Genomic DNA, 20393 nt, shown 5'->3' with positions numbered 1-20393 from the left:
CTTTAGGCATATTAAACTTTTGATTTAATTTTTGATATTTGAGAGGAGAAAAAAACATGAAACTTAGTGAAAAAATTCAACAAACAAAAGAATACTTACTTTCTAAAATTGATCAATGTCCATCTATTGGTCTAGTCCTAGGATCTGGACTAGGCATATTGGCAGAAGAAATTGAAAATCCAATTACTATTCCTTATGATGTCATTCCTCATTTTCCCGCTTCTACTGTGGCAGGTCATAAAGGTCAGATCGTGATCGGCGATTTAAAGGGTAAGCGTGTAATCGCAATGCAGGGACGATTTCACTACTATGAAGGGCATGCACTTGAGGCTGTTACCTATCCTATCCGTGTCATGAAAGCAATTGGAGTTAAGCAAATCATTGTAACGAATGCAGCAGGCGGCATTAACTCAACTTTTAAGCCTGGTGATTTGATGATTATTCAAGACCATCTTAATTTAACCTCCCAAAACCCATTGGTTGGACCTAATGAAGAGGAGTTTGGAGAAAGATTTCCAGACATGTCTGAAGCTTATTCGCAGAAATTGATTGCTTTAACAAAAGAGGTAGCAGCTAAGGAAAAAATAAAAGTCGTAGAAGGTGTCTACGCTGGAGTAATTGGGCCTAGCTATGAAACGCCAGCTGAGATTAAGTTCTTGGATAGAATCGGAGCAGATGCTGTTGGAATGTCCACTGTTCCAGAGGTAATTGTTGCCAGACATTCCGGACTAGAGGTTCTAGGCATTTCCTGTATCAGCAATATGGCAGCAGGAATCTCTGAACATTCTTTAACGCATGATGAAGTAATGGAAACAACCGAAAAAATCAAAGCTGAATTTTTACAATTAGTGAAAGAAGTCATTGTTGTAATGTAGAAGAATTACGATTCTGAAAAGCTCATACATCCAGCATAAATCAAAAAAGCTGATTATCGGAGCGAACATATTTGGATCGAAATGGAGGAGTAGAATTGTGATTCAGCGTTTCATGCAATATTTTCAACTTGAAGCACACGGGACGACGTGGAAAAGAGAATTAACAGCAGGACTAACCTCCTTTTTTACAAGCGCCTATATCATACTGGTCAATCCCTTGATTTTAAAAGATGCTGGAATTCCCTTAAGCGCTAGCGTCATGGCAACCATTATTGCCTCAATTGCAGGCTGTCTACTGATGGCCCTATGGGTTAATGCACCAATTATTGTGATTCCCGGCATGGGGGTCAATGCGTTTTTTAGTTATACGATGATTCAGTCTATGGGACTAACCCCTCAACAGGGAATGACTGTGATAATTATCTCAGGAGTGCTCTTTTTTCTCGTCAGTATCACTTCTTTCGGAAACCGAATACTATTGTCAGTCCCTGATTCATTAAAGCATGGAATTACAGTGGGCATTGGACTTTTCCTTACTTTTATTGGACTGCAGAAAGGAGAAATCATTAAATCTAGTGAAACTACCATCGTCGCCCTCGGCAACTTTGGAAGTCCTATTACACTGTCTACCCTAGTAGGCCTGCTAATCACACTAGTGCTCTTTGTTCGCAACGTCAAAGGAAGCTTATTAATCGGCCTCTTTTGTACTAGTGTATTGACTCTTTGGATTACAGGAAAAAGGGAAATTACCGACAAAGGACTAGACTTTCACGCCTACAGTCAGGTGTTTGCCTCTGGTGATTTCAATATCTTACAGATTACTTTCTGGGTCGCTGTTTTTTCTATGACAATGATTGTTCTCTTTGAAAACATGGGCTTGCTAAGCGGTATGCTACCGGATGTTGAAAAATTCTCCCGTGCTTACAAAGTAATGGCAATCTCTACGATTGCATCGGGAATCTTTGGAACTAGCCCGACCATTGCCTCAGCTGAGAGCGCATCGGGAATCTCTGAAGGAGGAAGAACTGGTATTCCTGCCCTAGTAACAGCAATCTTGTTTGCCTTCTCAATCTTAGCGCTACCTTTCATCCAGCTAATCCCTGGAAATGCCGTTGCTCCGGTATTAATTATCATTGGAGCATTGATGATGAAAAGCGTGATTAACATCCCATTTCATGATTTTTCCGAGAGTTTTCCAGCTTTTTTAATCATCGTCTGTATTCCATTAACATCCAGTATCGCCGACGGGTTAGCTTTTGGTTTTATCGCATACCCATTAGTCAAAGTGGCGATTGGTAAATGGAAATATGTGTCACCTCTTATTTACCTAATTGCAGTGCTCTTTCTGTTGAATATCGTCGCTTCTTCTGCACTTGTACATTAGTACTTATTTTTTATAGATAAAGAACAAATTTATCTTGTACTAAACTTCACTCCTTAAAGCTACCCAAAAAACATGCAATGTCAAAGTACTTTAAGGGGTGCTTTAGATAAAGAAAACTCGCCGATTGGTAAGCTCTGTTTATACTGTATTCCTAAGATTTCTCGCTACATCGAGTTAACTTCCGGCTAGAAATTTATACTTTCTTACAGTGTAAAACAACTCACTCTTTAAAATCTTAATATATATAAAATTTTATATTAAATTAAAGTGCAGGAGGAAGTTTAGAATGAAATTTATAATTTTTACATTCGGATTAATTATTATCTTTTTACTAGCGTTTCTTGTAAGTAGTAATCGTAAACAGATTAAATATAAACCGATTGCGATTATGCTTGTAATACAGCTAGTATTGTCATATTTTTTATTAAATACGTCCATCGGATTTATATTAATTAAAGCGATTTCTGATGCGTTTGGAACACTTCTGAAATACGCAGAATCTGGTATTGATTTTGTATTTGGCGGCTTAGTTAATCAAGGAGAATTTTCATTCTTCCTTTCTGTATTGCTTCCAATTATTTTCATTGCCGTGTTGATCGGAATATTACAGCACTTCAAAGTTTTACCTTTTATCATCAAGGGAGTCGGCTTCTTGTTAAGTAAAGTAAATGGTCTAGGGAAACTAGAGTCCTATAATGCTGTTGCAGCGGCAGTTATTGGACAAGGAGAAGTATTCATTACAGTAAAAGATCAATTAGGTCAATTGCCCAAAAAGCGATTATATACGCTTTGTGCCTCTTCCATGTCTACTGTTTCTATGTCAATTGTTGGTTCATATATGAAGATGATTGAACCTAAGTATGTAGTAACAGCACTTGTTTTGAACTTATTTAGTGGATTTATCATTGTTCACATTGTAAACCCTTACACAGTAAGTGAAGAGGAAGATATTTTAGAGTTACAAGAAGAAGAAAAGCAAACATTTTTTGAAATGTTAGGCGAATATATTACACTTGGATTTACCGTTGCTGTTATGGTAGGTGCAATGTTAATTGGCTTTGTAGCCTTAATGACAGCAATTAATGGTGTATTCAACGCCATTTTCGGTATTACCTTCCAAAGCGTCTTAGGATATATCTTCTCACCATTGGCTTTCGTTATGGGAATTCCGACATCAGAAATGCTAGAAGCTGGTAAGATTATGGCAACCAAATTAGTCACAAATGAGTTTGTAGCAATGCTTGATTTAGCAAATGCATCAGCAGATTTATCACCACGAACAATTGGTATTTTATCAGTATTTTTGGTATCATTTGCCAATTTCTCTTCGATTGGGATTATTGCTGGTGCGACAAAGAGTATTAATGCAAAACAAGCGAATGTGGTTTCTCAATTTGGTTTGAAACTTTTATATGGAGCCACTTTAGTAAGTATATTATCAGGGATTATTGTTGGTGTTATGCTGTAACCTTTGAGTAGAATAGAAAAGAGGCTGTCCCAAAATGTCGTTTTAACAACCTTTTGGAGACAGCCTCTCTTTTTTGGAGATATATGGGGGATAGGAGAGGCTGTTGGTCTGATTTCCTCCTTTTTACTTCGTTTCGTTTTTCTTTTTCTTTGGCTGTTCGGCCCACTTTTTTAAATTGTGGGCAGCACAAACTAGACCCCAGTCCACTGTATTTTTTGACAGGCCTCTCAGTGAAAAACGATGGAATTGGCAGTTGTGTTTGATTTGACCAAACACCGGCTCTACATCTATTTTTCGTTGCTTATATTTCTCCTTTCCTTCTTCCGTTGCCAATCGTTCCCGAACTTCTTTGCGCTGTTTCTGATTTTCCATGAAAACTGTTATGCTTTTCGTGTCTTTTCCTTTTGCGCAAACCTCTTGAAACGGACAATTATGACATTCCGTGCATAGATACACGCGTTTTGTTGACTCATATCCATTCTCCGATTTCTGTTTCTTTTCATAGCGGAAGATGAGCCGCTTGTTCACCGCACAGATCCATTCATCTCATTCTTCGTCGTACATCATATTCTCCAACCACCGATTTGATTCTTCCATGCCTTCGTTTGTTCCTTATCAAATGTATTGTATTTGATGTATGCCTCCATTTCATTCTCTTCGCAATACTTATAGTTTTCCTCGCTTCCCTACCCAGAATCGCCAATAAGAATTTTTATGTTTGACTTTTCACAGGTTTAAAATCAATAGCCGATTTAATGAATATTTTGTTTAAATAAGTATCTTGATAATACAAGAAGTTCATTTTGATAATAATACTAATGTAGTTTAGAGTTGAGCAAGAAAAACCTTTCAATTATAAAAAGAGTAGGTATCCAAAATAAACTAGATACCTACTCTCCTACATCACGCTATTTGAATTAACTACTCTAGCATTTTCTAATTATTAATCTAAATTTTCCCCCTGATGCCCTTTAGGTACAGTAACCGTTGCGGTCGATCTGGCTGTGTTACCGGCTTTGTCTTTTGCTAAATAGGTAATCGTGTAAATTCTTCCGCTACCATAACCATTTCTTTCAGAACGCAAACTAAATTCTGTGTCCATTGTTCTATAGTTTGCCCCTTGGATATCATTAGGGGTAGCATTCGCTTCATTTACTGTGATTGACTCTAATATAATTGAAGCAATTCTTGAAATGGCATCTGATGAATCTAGGGTTACTTTGATATTCTCCAATTTATGATTTGGTTGTGAAAAAAGAGACTTATCAACGGTAACCTTAAGTACTGGTGCTGTTTTATCGATATTTATATCAACTAATTGGGGATCTTCCACGTTTCCTGAATTATCTTCGCTGCGATATTCAAACGTATTATTACCTTCAGTTGAGAGCACAATAGGATTCGTATAATCCTCCCATTCTCCTTTATTTACTCTGTATTGGGTTTTCTTAACTCCAGATTCATTATCGGAAGCATTGAGTGTAACAGTAACATCGGAAGTATACCATCCGTTATTGCCGGTGGTCCCATCTACGGTAGCGGTAGTTGTAGGTTTCGTCATGTTCTCAACAAGTTTTTGTCTCCCTTCAACTTTTACTTCAACTTTTTTCCCTTCTGCTGCTAACTTTTCAATATAGCTTACAAATATCTCTGTATCAGTAAGATCATTTCTTACAAGTTTATTTTTAGCAAATGCAGTAAAGCCATCGCCGCCGCTAGCTAAAAATTCATTCATTGCTACTTTATAGGTTTTGTTCATATCCATCTTCGTTTTACCATCTTCTAAAAAGACATCTTGTACACAATATTTATTTTTGCAATTTGGAGCCTTACTTCCGTCAACATATGTATATGTAAAACCGGAAATTTGCAGGAACATGATATGATCTGGGTTTTGCCATTGCTGATTTAAGCCATCTTTAATTTGTTGTCCTGTTAACTCAACAAGCTGGATATAGTTATTAAACGGCTGAACTGCATAGGCTGCTCCCCATGTAATAATGTTCTCGCCTTTGTCATTGGTTTTTGGAATTAACGCTTCACGAATACCACCTGAGTTTGTAATAGCAAAATCAGCACCTTGCACTATCGTGCGTTGTCCATCTGTAATTAAATTTCCAAGTGGATTTTCACCATCTTCCGGCTTGCGTTTTCCAATCGGTTCACTGCTTGCTGCCTGGCCAATCGGTACCACCGCAGCTTTCTCCGTAATCTTTTTCGCTTCATCTACTATTGCTTGCACCTCTGGATCGGGAGTAACATCTCGTGTATTAGGTACCACTTCTGCTTTAATCGAATCTTTGACAAAGTCTCCTGTCTTTGGATCAAGCTCAGTCCGTACATCGCCAAAGGCCTGCCCATAATTATAGTCCTGGATAATGAGCTTTCCATTGACCACTCCGTTGGCATATTGGTGGCTATGAGCTGCAAAGATAATGTCTACTTCATCATCTATTTTTGTTGCAACATCTGCCATGACACCCGTTGTTTCTCCGTCACTTGTTACGGCTCCTTCATGATCAACTACAACGATGGCTTTAATCCCTTTATCTTTTAACTCTTTTGTATATTTATTAATCGTCTCTGCTTCATCAAGAAAATCAAATGGTTCTACACTTTTTGGAATGACAGATGTTTTCGTTTCTATCGTTACGATTCCAATAAAACCAACCTTTACCCCACCAATATCTTTTATTATATATGGATCAAAAATAGGCTGACCTGACGTTTTGTCTACAACATTGGCTGCCAAGTATTTGAAATCATTATCAATCCCGTGATATTCATAATCTGTTCCTTCTGTAAATTTTGCTACATTCGAATGAACCGATGAGGCACTAATAAGACGTTTAAACTCTGGAATCCCTTCATCAAACTCATGATTTCCGAGAACGCCTAGTTTAAAGCCCATCGTATTTATCGCTTTCATTGTTGGTTCGTCTTGTAGCAAGGAAGACAGGGAAGGACTCGCGCCAACTGCATCCCCCGCATGTAAGCGAAGCGTATAAGCTTTTCTTCCTTCCTTTTGCGCCTGATCCTCCACTTCCTTCTGATGCTCATTAAGGTGTGTGGCTAAATAGGCAGCACCACCAACCTCTCTTCCATTTAATTTACTTTTTGTGTCCAAATTCCCATGGAAGTCATTAATCGCTAGCATTTGAAAATCAATGTAATCACTATGGTTATCCACTTGTTGATCTTGTACTGTCTCACTGGCATAGACTGGTGATAATGCAAATTGAAAGGCTAGTAAACTAGTAATGATTGACTTATTCAACAAATTAAATTCCCCCTTTTTAAGCGCGCACAATTTCTGATCATAAACTTTAAACAAGATTCAGGGCTTTTTTCTGGCCGCCATACTTGTACATTTTCATCTATCCCCCCAATATTAACTAATATTTATATCAAAGCCTTTTTAAAGGCTGGATTATTTAAATCTATCTCTTCCTTTTGGTCTCATACTCTTGATGCAGTTCTATAATCTTTTTCTTCTTCACCACAGTGTAAGGGGTTACAATGAAAACGATAAAAAATCCATTAGACAATTGTATAAACGTCTGATGTCAGACTAGTATTCTGCGAATGTCGGAGCTCCTCATTAGGACTTCAATCTATTCAATATGAAATGAGGATAAACAAAAAATCAAATTGTAAGACGTCCAACAACTAAGGTTAATATTAGCATCTGTTTGTATAATTTTCAATATTTTCCTAATTAAAAATTTTGAACATTTTAAATTATGGAATATTTAATAAATAAAAAAGCCAAGGCTAGAAAAGCACTTGGTTTTTTAGGGATTTATATATTTTATAAGAATCTTTACTTTATTCGTTTACGAAAAACATTAAAGCTAAAATTGTACAAACGAAAAAGGAAGCTTCACTTCAACAATTCTGTCAGGAAATCTAGTTTTTGCTTCGCGTTGTCTTTAGTAATAAGATCTACACCGGTATCAACATTTTTTCTAACCCTGACTCCCTTTATCACTTTCCAGGCGGTTTCAACGCTTATATACCCCATATCATATGGGTTCTGTGCTACTGTACTAGTTAAAGTTCCCTCTTTGATTAATTCCACCATTTTGGTAATCCCATCTGCTCCTATGACTGGCAGCTTTTGCCCGTGCTCCTTAATGACATCTAAAGTGCCTAGTGCCATGGTATCGGTTGTAGCAAACACACCTTTCACGTCAGGATGACCCTGTAAAATCATTCTCATCTCTGTTCTAGTAAACAACGATTCATCCCCATTTGGGAATACTGATTTTTCTGCCGCAATTTTGATCCCTGCTTCCTCTAAACTAGATGCAGCTCCTTGAATCCGTGCACTTAAAACTGAACTGTTTACAGCTCGTGTAATAAGAGCAACTTCATCCCCAGGCTGCAACTGTGAAGCTAGTAATTCCCCTGCTATTCTGCCTAATCTAAAGTTATCGGTGCCAATATGGGCAGTTTTATGTTCCAGGGGAAGATCTGTATCTAAGAGTAATACAGGGATTTTATTTTCGACAAATTTTTCTAAGATAGACATGACAGCAGATGACTCATAAGGAGATACAACTAATACATCTGGATGTTCGTTAAGAATATTTTTTAATGTATACTCTAGTGCATCTTTCTTTAACTGGTTGCTAGGTGCGACAACTTTACCATCCAGATCAAACTCTCGAAACCCCTTTTCTGCTCCTGCTTTCACAATATTCCAATACTGTGAGTCTAGGTCTTGTAAAACAACGACTACTTTAGGCCTATCATTTGTTCTAAGAAACTTGACTATACATCCTATTACAATAGCTAGAAAGATCAAGCTAATTAATAGAATGATCCATTCCCTTTTCATAGTTCACCCCCTCCTAACAGGAGTGTTAATACGAGTTCATATTTCTTAAAACATTCATAAAAGGATATACCTTCATACGAACATCCCTGTGTAGTTTGTTAATTCCATCAGAGTGCACTCTACTATTAATTTTATGTGTATAAAAAGAGAAAGCCTGAACAATTATCAACACTTTCTCTTTTAATTCATTCATAACATCTTTTTATTTTAAATAGCCTTAGTTTTTAAGAGATTTTTCCCAATCAGCAGCAAATTTTTCCATGCCCTGATCTGTTAGCGGATGCTTAGAAATTTGCTCAATGACTGCATACGGGATCGTTGCAATATGGGCGCCCGCCATTGCTACGCGAGTCACATGATCTGGATGACGAACAGATGCTGCAATAATTTGCGTGTCGAAATTATGAACACGGAACAATTCAGCTACCTTTGCTACTAGTTGTACACCGTCTTCAGAAATATCATCTAAGCGGCCCAGGAATGGAGATACGTAAGTTGCACCTGCACGGGCTGCCAATAATGCTTGGTTCACTGTAAAGATAAGGGTAACATTCGTCTTAACGCCTTTATCTGCAAGATAACGGCAAGCTTCTAAACCTGCCAAAGTCATAGGTAGTTTGATTGTAACTTTGTCATCTCCACCGTTAATTTTGATCAATTCTTCAGCTTGCGCAATCATTTCATCAGCAGTAAGCGCATCTGGCGTTACTTCAGCTGATACAGACTCTACACGTGGAACTGCTTGGCAGATTTCAGCAATACGATCTTCGAATTTAACGCCTTCTTTAGCGACCAAAGAAGGGTTTGTTGTAACACCAGCTAAAACGCCGATGCTATATGCCTTTTTAATATCTTTAAGATTTGCAGTATCAATAAAAAATTTCATGATAAAATTCCTCCATTTTAAGAATGTAGTAGACCTTTTGCAGTTCGAACAACGTTTTCTGTCGTAAATCCAAATAGCTCCATGACTTCCACTCCCGTTCCTGAAGCACCAAATGTTTCAATGGATACGATTTTCCCTTCGAATCCTACATAGCGTTCCCACCCAAGGGAAATCCCCATCTCGAGTGCCACACGCTTCGTAACAGACGAAGGCAGAACAAGCTCTTTGTATTCCTTCGGTTGACGATCGAACAGTTCCCAGCTTGGCATAGCCACAACACGAACAGATACATCCTCTTTTTCCAGTTTAGCTTTCGCGTTCACAGCTAAAGACACTTCCGAACCCGTTGCAATCAAAATCATGTCTGGATTTTCATCCGTTTGTGTTAACACATACGCTCCTTTAGAAAGATTCTCTATGTTTGCTCCTGTCTCATGGAACACAGGCAGGTTTTGACGGCTCAGCACCAAAGCAACCGGACCCTCTGTTTGCTGCAGAGCATACGCCCAAGCACTTGCTGTTTCATTTGCATCCGATGGCCGAATCACTGTCAGGCCAGGAATCGCACGAAGAGCCGCCAGCTGTTCGATTGGTTCATGAGTTGGACCATCTTCTCCAACTGCAATCGAGTCGTGAGTAAAGACATACGTAACCGGCAGCTTTTGCAAGGCTGCTAGACGAATAGACGGTCTGAGATAATCATTGAACACAAAGAAGGTACTTACAAAAGGCTTTACCCCGCCATGAAGAGCCATCCCATTGCCGGCTGCCCCCATCGCATGCTCACGAACCCCAAAGTACACATTCCGTCCGCCAAAAGATTCTACTGCATACGCTGCTTCTCCCTTAATATCAGTCATAGTAGAGTGAGAAAGGTCTGCGCTGCCTCCAAAGATGGAAGGAACTGCTTTAACAAAATGGTTAATCGCCTCTCCGCTCGCTACACGAGTAGAAATAGCTTTCTCTGCACTAAACGTCAAAATATCCTTTGCTTCGATAAGAACTTCACCTGTAATCGCTTGCTCTAGCTCATTCGCTAGTGCCGGATAAGTCTCTTTATAAGAGCGGAACAGTTCATTCCATTGCTCTTCTTTTCCGATCCCTCTTTGTTTTAGTTCTTCAAAATGGGCTTGTACTTCTTCTGGAACAAAGAAATTCTCTTCATAATGCCAGCCATACGCTTGCTTGGTTGCTTTCGCCTCTTCTGCCCCAAGTGGATTGCCATGTGCCTTGTTCGTTCCGGCAACCTTTGGGCTGCCGTAGCCGATAATCGTTCTAATCTCAATCAGTGTTGGCTGATCCGGATTTTGTTTCGCCAACTCAATTGCTTTGGCGATATCCGCTACATTATTTCCATCTTCCACACGCAAATATTGCCAATGAACAGATTCCGCCCGTTTGTGAATATCTTCTGAAAACGAAAGATTTAAGGAACCATCCAAAGAGATGTCATTGGAATCATATAAAGCAATTAATTTTCCGAGTTTCATATGACCAGCCATCGACATCGCTTCATAAGCAACGCCTTCCATTAGATCCCCATCGCCCACTAACGCATATGTGTGATGGTCAATGACAGGAAATCCGTCTTGATTAAATTTCGCAGCCAAATGCGCTTCAGCCATTGCCATCCCGACCGCATTTGCAATCCCTTGTCCTAAAGGACCCGTTGTTGCTTCAACACCATCTGTATGACCAAACTCCGGATGACCTGGGGTTTTGCTGTTTAATTTTCGAAAGCCTTTCAAATCATCTAATGACACATCATATCCAGCTAGATGAAGCAGGCTATACAACATGCTAGAGCCATGTCCCGCAGACAAAACAAATCGGTCTCGGTTAAACCATTTTGCATTTACAGGGTTATGATCCAGATGATGCGCCCATAATGCATATGCCATAGGAGCAGCCCCCATCGGAAGGCCTGGATGGCCGGAATTAGCCTGATTAATAGCATCTATTGATAAAGTTCGAATCGTATTTACAGCGAGTGTTTCAATATCATGGTTCATACGTTTTATATCCTCCTAGTAAAATATAGTCCATTCATATGCTCTACGGCATAGTCAAACTTGGCTGCTCCTTCGTCCCCATACTTTTTTAGGTCTGGTGCATCACCAATACTGACAGAATCGATGACGATTAGAAAGATGCATTTACATTTATTCAAAACTTGACCATCCCATGTGAAAATACGTATAGTGGGATCTAATTATAAAAAATCTTATTCTTTAAAACCCAAGCCTCATATTTTTTTCTGCTCATTAATTGCTTCATATGCTGCAATTTTACTGATACGGCCTTTATGTCTTCCACCTTCGCATGGGGTTGCTAACCATATTTTCACAATTTCACGAGCTAAGCCCGGACCAATGACACGTTCTCCCATCGCTAATATATTAGTATCATTATGCTGTCTTGTTGCCTTAGCACTGAACATATCGTGCACAAGCGCACAGCGAATTCCCTTTACTTTGTTTGCTGCAATACTCATACCAATGCCTGTTCCGCAAATTAAAATACCACGTTCTACTTCCCGATTTACTACTTTCTCAGCTACTGCAATTGCGTAATCTGGATAGTCAACAGGAGTACTACATTCACAACCTAAATCAACATATTCAATATTCATTTCTTTCATTAATAAAATGATTTCTTTACGAATCGTTCTGCCACCATGATCAGATGCGATGGCTACTCTCATTCTTCTTCCTCCTATCCCCTTGCAACTGCATTACCCCATGACTTGATTGAAGTCTTCACCTTATTCATTTTTAGGAGCATCAGCAGTAATTGAATCTCGTTCGAAGACCCAAATTTGTGCATATTGCTTTTAATGGTTTCTCTAAAAAGACCACACGCGTACCTTAGTAAGAATATTTTTTAGTCAAGAAGTTCCTAACTCACTTCCAGCACCTGTGATTACAATTACGTGATGAATCATACAAATTTCCCTGATCCTAAAGCAAGAAGGGTTAACTCTCAAAAACTTAAACTCCTTTCTGTTTTTCGGCCATGTAAATAGTACGTCTATATGCATTTGTTAAAAAGTATTTCCACACTCCTACATGTTGGACGTCCGACAATATAGCGCTTAGGCTGATTTTATCACTCAATTATCTACTATTCAATATTTTTGCAAATAAAATTTATTAAAGGGTATATACTTGAGGTTATGGCCTCCCCCTCCATATCATAAAAGCGACTAGGGTTAAGCAAATATTGTAACGAATGCAGCGGACGGCATTCACTCAACTTTTAAGCCGAGTAATTTCATGATTATTCAAGACAACCTCAATTTAACTTCCTGAAATCCGTTGATTGGACCTAATGAAGAAGGATTTAGAAAAATATTCTCTCCCCCAGAAGTGTTCGGAACTTATTTGAAGAAATTGATTGCTTTCAAGAAAACTCGCTGATTGGCAAGCCGTTAGGAGAAGACAGAGGCGTAGTTGCACTTATACTGTATTTCTAAAATTTCCGACTGCGTCGAATAACTTCTAGCTGGAAATTTATACTTTCTTAAAGAGGGACAAAAAATAGTAGCCAAGCGCTTTTTTCAAAAGCCTTGGCTATTTCTTATGTTTCTAATGAATATTTTTATAATAAATTTGTTTACTCTACGCTCATGGTTTGCATAATCTGTACATCGATGTTAAATTCAACGGGAATCTCAGAATAATGATTTTCCCATCTTTTAAAATTAAATTTTCGTGTTTGACTTCTTGCTCGGTCTCCAATACCCAATGGGTCAATCTTAAGTGCTTGAAATTTACTAACCATCCCTCGTGCATTTTTCTCAATATCATTCTTTGCTTCTTTTTCAATACGATCAATTACTTTTTTTTGACCCAACGCTACTCTGGCTCCTTCGACAACTCTTGCCTTTAGCTTCAGATAAATAAATACTCGCGGGTCGGTATTTGCATTTTTAATTTTATAATCGACTGATGACGAAATGTTTTCGATATTTACATACGGTCCATTCTTTAGTTTTATGCTAAAATAACCTGTCTTAGTGTCTTCATATAGCATTTTAAACACAAATGCTTGTTTAAATCCAATATAGTCGATATACCGGTCCTTTTTAAATAAAGCAACACCCTTTACTTGCACTTTATCTTCTTTTCTTTCTAACAGAGGCATAAATGGATCCATCCCTTTGCCGAAGTATCGATACATAAAAGTATGGACATCCATTTTCGGAATATACCCTCTTGTATTCTGTTCAATCAGTTCTATGAAATACTTAGCAGTTGTATCATTAATCGGGTACTTATGGTCAAGTACTTCATAAGCCTTACCGTCAATTATGGCCAGATAGACCCCTTTATTTATCCTAGTATCACGATAGATAGAATCCAACATTTCAAATACACCTGTTTTATTTGCTAATTCTCTCCCATATAATACGATGCCTAATCTTCCTAACTCGATAGGCTTTGGTGATTGACCTTGTATAATCCTTCCTAAGTCTTTATTTGTAGGGGCCACAGCTTTAAAAATCCCGCTCTGTGTTTGCCCATCCGTCCCTGATTGAATAAGCGGGACAGAAAAACTGCCTAGAATATAATCGCCATCCACATAATCATAGCCAATAGATTGAACAAATTGAATATCCTCGAGAATAATTGGATTTTTGGTGCATCCTACCATCAAGAAGAAGCTTAGACAAAGAATTAGCCGATTTATCATGTTTCATTTTTCCTTACCCTATAGATTATGATTTGAGACAAAAACAGTAAGGGTATGTAAATATACATGACACAGCTGCCGATATTATTAATCAATTTAGTATAAAGATTGACTTGTTGGCGATCTACAATTAAATTGTTGCTAATAAAGACAATACCTATCATTAGTAAAAGAATTATGCGCTGATTAATATGAAAAATTTTTTTAATTGTACGGCTGGATGCCCATAGTCCGAGACAAATACCTGGTAATACAAGAAATAACCAAAGAGAAATACCTATGAATTCAAATCTTTCAATGAAAGGTAATTCAATTTTTTGCCATAATGTTAATGTTGGCCAAACGGTATAAGCTAATTGATCAATATTAAAATAAGCTAATGAAACAATAGTGAAGGCAAGATAAATAAACATCGTAAATAATACACCAAGATGAGCCCATTTTCTTGACTTTCCTACTTGATCCAAAAACGGATAAAATATTAATATAAATTCGAAGCCTAAATAACTATAAACCATTTCCTTCATTGCCTTGAACTGATCATTGATAGAATGATCAAACATAGGTATTAGATTATAAAAATGAACATCTTTTAGAGGAAAATATAATGTGAAAAGCATAATAATTATTATAATTCCTGAAAAGAAAGAAATCCCTGTGATAATTCGAAAACCACCTGATGCATAATAATAGACCAATGCAAGAATTAGAGCTAGTATCCACCGGCTATCAATAAAAGTGACCAGCCAGACTTGAATAACCTCTACATACGTCCTTGTCCAAATTATGACCAATGCAAGAAAATAAGCAGTTAAAATAAAACTCAACAAGCCACCAATCCATTTTCCAAAAAGATCATGATGAATGCCTATAATATCGTTTTTACCCTTATTTAGAATCTGATAACAAATCCACACAAGAAGATGAGTAGATAAACCTACAAGAATCACTGCAACCCATGCATCCTGCCCAACCTCTTTAGCAATATATCGTTGAAAACCGAAAAGTCCTACATTGACTTGTGATGAACAAATAAGGTAAAAGGTAAAATAGGGGGAGACTTTATTCTTTTGTTTTGGATCTAACATCATATAATTCACCCTCTTATAGCATTTATTCATCAATATCATGCTTTTCCTTGACACGTTCTGTAATCATTCGAGTAGGATTTCCCGTTCGTAAAAAAATTGGTCGGGTCGTCTGGCGATGAAAAGGCAACCGGTACAGCGCGTCTTTCATATCTTGACTCCGAACAGGATAAATGGGTTCTAAATATGGGCATCCCAATGAGGTCACTCGTAAAAGATGACCAAGAAAGAAGGCAGTACAGATAGACATACCGAACAACCCTAAGATTTGAGCAGAAATAAGCATTGGAAGCCGAATGAGTATCACCGTATTACTCATTTGAAAGGCTGGTATAGTAAAGGCGGCTAATGCCGCAAGCGCAACAATAATAATTAAAACATTACTTGTAATTGCAGCTTCCACGGACGCAGTCCCAATTACAATACCACCCACGATACCCATTGTTTGACCAATTTTTGTAGGGAGTCTTTTTGCTGCCTCTCGAAGCAGGGCGATCGCAAATTCCAAAATAAGCACTTCGATAATCGGTGGGAAAGGAACCTCCTTTCTTGATGATACTAATGAAATTAATAATTCATCTGGAATCATTTCATAATGGTATGTTAAAACAGCAACATAAATTGGTGTCATTAAGGTTGATAAAAGTACCGCCATTAATCGCATTAAACGGAAGAACGACGCTGCCTGCCAATTGAAAAAGTAATCATCGAACGATGAAAAGAATTCAAAAATGTTTACAGGGATGATTAAAGCATGAGGTGATCCATCCACTAAAACAGCGATCTTCCCTTCCGATAACAGGCTTGCTACGCGGTCAGGTCGTTCTGTATCAAATATTTGAGGAAACAATGAGTTTGGGTTATCAGTAATCATCTGCGAGATATAAGAACTATCGATAATTTGATCGTATTCAATATCATTAATCCTTTGTAGAGCAGTATTAACATACTCACTGTTCGCGATTCCAGCTATGTATAAAATAGCAACCTTTGTCTTTGATATGTTTCCAACCTTAACTTCTTTTACGTTCAGTTCTACAAGTGGGATTCGCTTACGTACCAGACTAATATTAGTATCCAATGATTCAATAAATGCCTCTTTCGGTCCAATAATACCGGATTCTACCTCAGGTATGGTTACTTGTCGTCCTTCATTAGGAACCGCTGGGATGAGGAGAACACAGTTTTGAAATTGTTGATTAATAGAAATCATAAGAGAACCACTTAATAGTCCTTCTTGGATTTCCTTTAGATTACTGGTTATTAACATATTTTCTATAGGCAAATTCTTTTTAATATCCTCTAATGTTTGGAACGTCTTATTTACTAAAACCGGAAGAATATCGCGATGTATAAGCTCTTGTTTTACTAAGGTTTTATAATATGACAACGAAAAGGGATATGATTTTGAAAGCTGAAAGGAGGTAAAATCAGTTGATGTTTTTAATTTCTTCATTAATTCGGTAAAAGATTGCGTATCCGCATTCATTACTCCAAGGGTTTCCTTTCCCCCTTTTTTTAAAACCATACTATACACCTCCTTTACTGTTGCTTCCAAGCAAAAGCTAAAGCTTTTTTTAGCATCTGTAATCTTTAACAATTTATTCAAAATAATGATTTTCCCGCCGAGAAGTGATGATTATGGGGCAAAATTAATAAGCATTTTTAAAAACTATTTAGACCTCTGATTAAACTTAAATAAAATCTATAAATAAAAACAATAAGATAAAATGATTTATCCAATTCTGGACAACCTTCTCCTGTAAAAGAAGTTGCCCTTTTTGATTATATAGATGAGCTCAATGCTACTCATAAATAGAGTAAGAAATAACAAATATTTCAAAACTAGAATTGTTCACCTGTCATTACTGTCATAAACTCCTTATAAAATTCCTTATAATCTAAGTTTATTGCAATCCGATGTTGGGGTCTCCCATCAAAAGATTCAGGGGCATCGATCAATCGAAAATCTCCAATGCTTTGTCCCCTTGCAACATCGGTTGTATCGATTACGACGGATGATCTATAGTATGTAAATATGTCTTCTCGGTCAATCGCTATAAGAGGGAGTGCATCATGAACTGGACTACCTTGTATCCCAGGAACTGTTTTTTGGTAAAACTGAAAATAGTAATAATCCAAAAGGGGTTTTAAAAGCTGAGTTTTCCCCTTAGAGTGAATGTAATTGACCATTTCAGGTGTTACGATAGCAGTTTGTGTTACATTTAAAGGATAAATAGAAACATTCTTGGCATACTTCATTACAATATTAGCTGCTACTGGATCACCATGAAAATTTGCCTCTGCCACTGGTGTAACATTACCAGGATAAAGGAATGACCCTCCCATAATATAATAAGATTGGACATTTTTCATACGCCCTTCATAAAGGATAAATAAAGTTGCAAGTGAAGTAAGTCTCCCTGCATTAACGATAATCAGTTCATTTTTGTACTTTTCGATAAGACTAATAACTTCAAAGAAATTTTCAAGTTCTTTGGGCTCTAGACCCGGTTTGATTGGGCCTAATCCAAACGGCCCATGGACCTCCAGATAAAAAGTTGGAACTTCACCTGTCATAGGGCGTTCCGCTCCCCCAAAAATTTTTATATCTACTCTTCCCATCCTTTGAAGTATATATCGAACGTTTCTGGTAGTTTCCATTCTAGGAGCATTCCCGTAGTCTGCCACAATTCCTACAATATCAATTTTATCCTTTAAAAAGGCATATATTAGAGCTACTGTATCGTCAATCCCAACATCACCAAAGAATAATACCTTCTTTCTCAACTATTCTTCTCCCCTTTCAACGCTTACAAAAAAATTTGGCAAGTGTAGACCTTGGAAAGTTTGGCTATGGCCTATTTATACTCGTACTTTATCCTTAAAGTTCCCACTACATCGAACCGTTTCTCAACTGAAAATTTATGGTTTATTAAAAACCAGGTAGCATTAAACAACTGAGTTCTGAAAGGTTTTTTCTATAAATGAGGTTATCATTCAGCGTCTGAGCTAACTAAGATAACCGAGCAGCTACCGACCCTTATTCTTCGGTTTAAATTAGTTCCTTAACAAAAAAGATGGACTTGGCACAAAAGCTCGTGCATTTTACAGACAATCTCCAAAGCTAGGACATACTAGTACCAGCAGTCTAAAAAGGATAGGTATCAGTAGGACTATTTGGATGGTTCTAATGTAAAAAACTTTAATATACGTGTAAATAAGCTCTAAAACATAGACATTACTGATCCTATTACTCTACAAAGGGTATGATTAATATCGAAAAGAAACATGTATTCCAATGGAAGTGATATATGCTAAAAAACACAACTTCAACAAAGGGTTCTATCTAAGTTGGGATTCAATTCATACATAAATTATTTGGAGAAGAATATTAAGGTTCTATGCTTATAAAAATCATATTTATATCAAAACCATCTAGAGGCTTAGCACAAAAAATTTTTTTTGTTTTTAATTATCATCTCTTCGACTGTCAAATATTTTCGTGGTTGTATATTTTCCATAATGATATCCGCCACATCATCCGGATTCATTAAATTCTTCGTCTGTTCTGAAGTAAAAATCCCGTTCCAAAATTCTGTTTTCATACCTCCCATATAGACACCGACCACTTGGATAGAGGTTTCCTGTAGTTCTAATGTCAAACTTTCTGTAAATCCTCTTACCCCAAATTTACTAGCACAGTATACTGATTCATGCACTTTCCCTTGTTTTCCTGCTGTAGATACGATATTAACAATACACCCTTGATTTCTTGCCTTCATTTGTTTTAGTACCTGTTGGGTACAAAAAATAGTTCCTTTTAAATTAATATCAATCATTTCATGAATGGATTCCTCGCTGATATTCTCTGCCAGATCAAATGAGCCTACCCCAGCATTATTGATTAATAGATCTACTGGTCCAACTTCCTTCCGAATAGAATCAAAAACCCTCTGTACCTCCTTTTTACAGGAAACATCTGTCACATAAACAGAATGATTAGAAGGTAACGCGTCTGCTACTTTGAAAAGCTTTTCCTCACTCCTTCCTAAAAGAACAACGTGCACACCTTGTCTGGAATATTTTTTAGCTAAAAAAGCTCCTAGGCCACTCCCAGCCCCTGTAATCACAGCTACTCGATAAACCATATAAATGCCCCCTTAGTCTCCAGAAAGAGTTCTATCCGGAATACTGAAAATAATTTCTAAATATGAAAGCAGCTAAGGCTTAAAAGACACTTAGTTGTTTTCATATCTCTTATACTTTTTTATTGGTAAACATACCTGAAAATATATTTTTATCCATCATCGCATCCTTGAACATATTATTGCCTTTCTTGTGAAGGAGTCTTTTCAATAACTCAATTCACCTTTACATCCATCTTCATTAGTTCACGCTTTTCCTCTGTTAATGCCTGCTCTATCACTTCTAGATTATTTGAATTGTTGACCTGATTCACCTTTTGTCTCAGGTAGGACGTCAGACCTTTGTAAGCGATCTTATCACTAAATTATAAAATATTCAATATTCTTTATTGAACTACCTCCACCTACTCGCTAACGCTCCTTGAGGTGGGAGATTCTGTATCCTCTTCCTAGGAAGCGAAATACAGAGCCGTTCAACAGGCTTCTCATAGGGCAAATAGGGGGAGCTCACACTTTCTTGTAAGGGACAAATGTCACCGAGGCGACTTGGCCCCTTACAAGGAGTGATAGCTGCTTCTCTTTTTTCACCCTATACGTGTTGCGATGTTCTTGCACCAATGCACCCACCATTCTGGAGCTCAATCCTTCTGGCTTTTGCGGCAAAATGATGGTGATGCAAGAACAGATAATGCCATTCCAAACGAAGTCAGACTCCCCTTTCTTCTAAGCAAATTTTTGGTACATACTTCTGCAAAATATCATGTTCTGCTTGTGTCAGCCCATAGTTACAAACCTCCTTGTTGAATAATGGATAAGATTGGTCCGATACATCATAGAATAGGTGCGAACGAAGTACGCTGAATGCCTTCGTCAAAACACTCCATTGCTTCCAGTGGTGCTCCCCATCCTTGCGTTCTGTATAGGCTTGCAGTCCCTTTGGCACCTGTTCCTTCAAGTTCATGCCACGCCTGCCAATGACGTAGGACGCTGCTTGATGGATCGAAAT

14 protein-coding genes and 2 pseudogenes are annotated in these 20393 nt (G+C 37.7%); 3 read left to right on the top strand and 13 right to left on the bottom strand.

Translation table 11 applies throughout. The annotated features are described in order from the left end of the window. Positions 1-56: 56 nt before the first annotated feature. The 3 genes from EP737_RS23310 to EP737_RS23300 all read left to right on the top strand — a co-directional run bounded on the left by EP737_RS23310 (position 57) and on the right by EP737_RS23300 (position 3727). A complete protein-coding gene (locus tag EP737_RS23310) occupies positions 57-875 on the top strand; it encodes a purine-nucleoside phosphorylase (RefSeq protein WP_129731508.1) in 819 nt (272 codons plus the stop codon). Between the two features lie 112 nt (positions 876-987). Continuing rightward, complete coding sequence (locus EP737_RS23305) at positions 988-2259, top strand: NCS2 family permease (RefSeq protein ID WP_165350897.1); 1272 nt, start codon at positions 988-990, stop codon at positions 2257-2259. Positions 2260-2545: 286 nt separating this feature from the next. Next, complete coding sequence (locus EP737_RS23300; RefSeq protein ID WP_129731504.1) at positions 2546-3727, top strand: NupC/NupG family nucleoside CNT transporter; 1182 nt, start codon at positions 2546-2548, stop codon at positions 3725-3727. A gap of 123 nt (positions 3728-3850) precedes the next feature. On the opposite strand, the pseudogene EP737_RS23295 reads toward EP737_RS23300, so the two are convergent. From EP737_RS23295 to EP737_RS23240, 13 genes and pseudogenes are all read right to left on the bottom strand, one after another. After that, positions 3851-4413, bottom strand: a pseudogene (locus EP737_RS23295) (transposase); the annotation flags it as partial. Between the two features lie 257 nt (positions 4414-4670). Beyond that, on the bottom strand, positions 4671-7007 hold the full coding sequence (locus EP737_RS23290; protein ID WP_129731502.1) for a 5'-nucleotidase C-terminal domain-containing protein: 2337 nt from the start codon (positions 7005-7007) through the stop codon (positions 4671-4673). 603 nt (positions 7008-7610) lie between these two features. After that, on the bottom strand, positions 7611-8570 hold the full coding sequence (locus tag EP737_RS23285; RefSeq protein WP_129731500.1) for a sugar ABC transporter substrate-binding protein: 960 nt from the start codon (positions 8568-8570) through the stop codon (positions 7611-7613). A gap of 217 nt (positions 8571-8787) precedes the next feature. Beyond that, complete coding sequence (gene fsa, locus EP737_RS23280; RefSeq protein ID WP_129731498.1) at positions 8788-9456, bottom strand: fructose-6-phosphate aldolase; 669 nt, start codon at positions 9454-9456, stop codon at positions 8788-8790. Between the two features lie 17 nt (positions 9457-9473). Next, the gene (tkt, locus tag EP737_RS23275; protein WP_129731495.1) at positions 9474-11468 is read right to left on the bottom strand and encodes a transketolase; all 1995 of its coding nucleotides are present in this window, start codon (positions 11466-11468) and stop codon (positions 9474-9476) included. 5 nt (positions 11469-11473) lie between these two features. Then, positions 11474-11626, bottom strand: coding sequence for a hypothetical protein (locus tag EP737_RS25810; protein WP_165350896.1), 153 nt, complete (start codon positions 11624-11626; stop codon positions 11474-11476). Positions 11627-11701: 75 nt separating this feature from the next. Next, the gene (gene rpiB / locus EP737_RS23270) at positions 11702-12160 is read right to left on the bottom strand and encodes a ribose 5-phosphate isomerase B (RefSeq protein WP_129731493.1); all 459 of its coding nucleotides are present in this window, start codon (positions 12158-12160) and stop codon (positions 11702-11704) included. A 911-nt stretch (positions 12161-13071) separates the two neighbouring features. After that, positions 13072-14151, bottom strand: coding sequence for a Ger(x)C family spore germination protein (locus tag EP737_RS23265; protein ID WP_129731491.1), 1080 nt, complete (start codon positions 14149-14151; stop codon positions 13072-13074). After that, positions 14148-15242, bottom strand: coding sequence for a GerAB/ArcD/ProY family transporter (locus tag EP737_RS23260; RefSeq protein ID WP_165350895.1), 1095 nt, complete (start codon positions 15240-15242; stop codon positions 14148-14150). The genes EP737_RS23265 and EP737_RS23260 overlap by 4 nt, the downstream gene beginning before the upstream one ends. Before the next feature lie 22 nt (positions 15243-15264). Then, positions 15265-16767: a spore germination protein gene (locus EP737_RS23255; protein WP_246040356.1), complete on the bottom strand. Its 1503-nt coding sequence runs from the start codon at positions 16765-16767 to the stop codon at positions 15265-15267. 317 nt (positions 16768-17084) lie between these two features. Beyond that, on the bottom strand, positions 17085-18029 hold the full coding sequence (locus tag EP737_RS23250) for a nucleoside hydrolase (RefSeq protein WP_129731487.1): 945 nt from the start codon (positions 18027-18029) through the stop codon (positions 17085-17087). 656 nt (positions 18030-18685) lie between these two features. Continuing rightward, a complete protein-coding gene (locus tag EP737_RS23245; RefSeq protein WP_129731485.1) occupies positions 18686-19390 on the bottom strand; it encodes an SDR family oxidoreductase in 705 nt (234 codons plus the stop codon). A gap of 703 nt (positions 19391-20093) precedes the next feature. Next, positions 20094-20393, bottom strand: a pseudogene (locus EP737_RS23240) (hypothetical protein); the annotation flags it as partial.

Origin of the sequence: Ectobacillus funiculus (genome assembly GCF_004138295.1) — a bacterium.
GTDB classification, from domain to species: Bacteria; Bacillota; Bacilli; order Bacillales; family Bacillaceae_G; genus Ectobacillus; species Ectobacillus funiculus.
Note: the sequence above shows the minus strand (reverse complement) of the source record. Positions and strands in the feature narration are given on the sequence as shown.

What these genes read in the sequence shown, in the direction of transcription:
- EP737_RS23300 (WP_129731504.1), top strand. Translation starts at nt 2,546, where the DNA reads ATGAAATTTATAATTTTTACATTCGGATTAATTATTATCTTTTTACTA.
- EP737_RS23245 (WP_129731485.1), bottom strand. Translation starts at nt 19,390, where the DNA reads ATGGTTTATCGAGTAGCTGTGATTACAGGGGCTGGGAGTGGCCTAGGA.
- EP737_RS23285 (WP_129731500.1), bottom strand. Translation starts at nt 8,570, where the DNA reads ATGAAAAGGGAATGGATCATTCTATTAATTAGCTTGATCTTTCTAGCT.
- EP737_RS23260 (WP_165350895.1), bottom strand. Translation starts at nt 15,242, where the DNA reads ATGATGTTAGATCCAAAACAAAAGAATAAAGTCTCCCCCTATTTTACC.
- EP737_RS23305 (WP_165350897.1), top strand. Translation starts at nt 988, where the DNA reads ATGCAATATTTTCAACTTGAAGCACACGGGACGACGTGGAAAAGAGAA.
- fsa (WP_129731498.1), bottom strand. Translation starts at nt 9,456, where the DNA reads ATGAAATTTTTTATTGATACTGCAAATCTTAAAGATATTAAAAAGGCA.
- EP737_RS23255 (WP_246040356.1), bottom strand. Translation starts at nt 16,767, where the DNA reads ATGGTTTTAAAAAAAGGGGGAAAGGAAACCCTTGGAGTAATGAATGCG.
- rpiB (WP_129731493.1), bottom strand. Translation starts at nt 12,160, where the DNA reads ATGAGAGTAGCCATCGCATCTGATCATGGTGGCAGAACGATTCGTAAA.
- tkt (WP_129731495.1), bottom strand. Translation starts at nt 11,468, where the DNA reads ATGAACCATGATATTGAAACACTCGCTGTAAATACGATTCGAACTTTA.
- EP737_RS23310 (WP_129731508.1), top strand. Translation starts at nt 57, where the DNA reads ATGAAACTTAGTGAAAAAATTCAACAAACAAAAGAATACTTACTTTCT.
- EP737_RS23265 (WP_129731491.1), bottom strand. Translation starts at nt 14,151, where the DNA reads ATGATAAATCGGCTAATTCTTTGTCTAAGCTTCTTCTTGATGGTAGGA.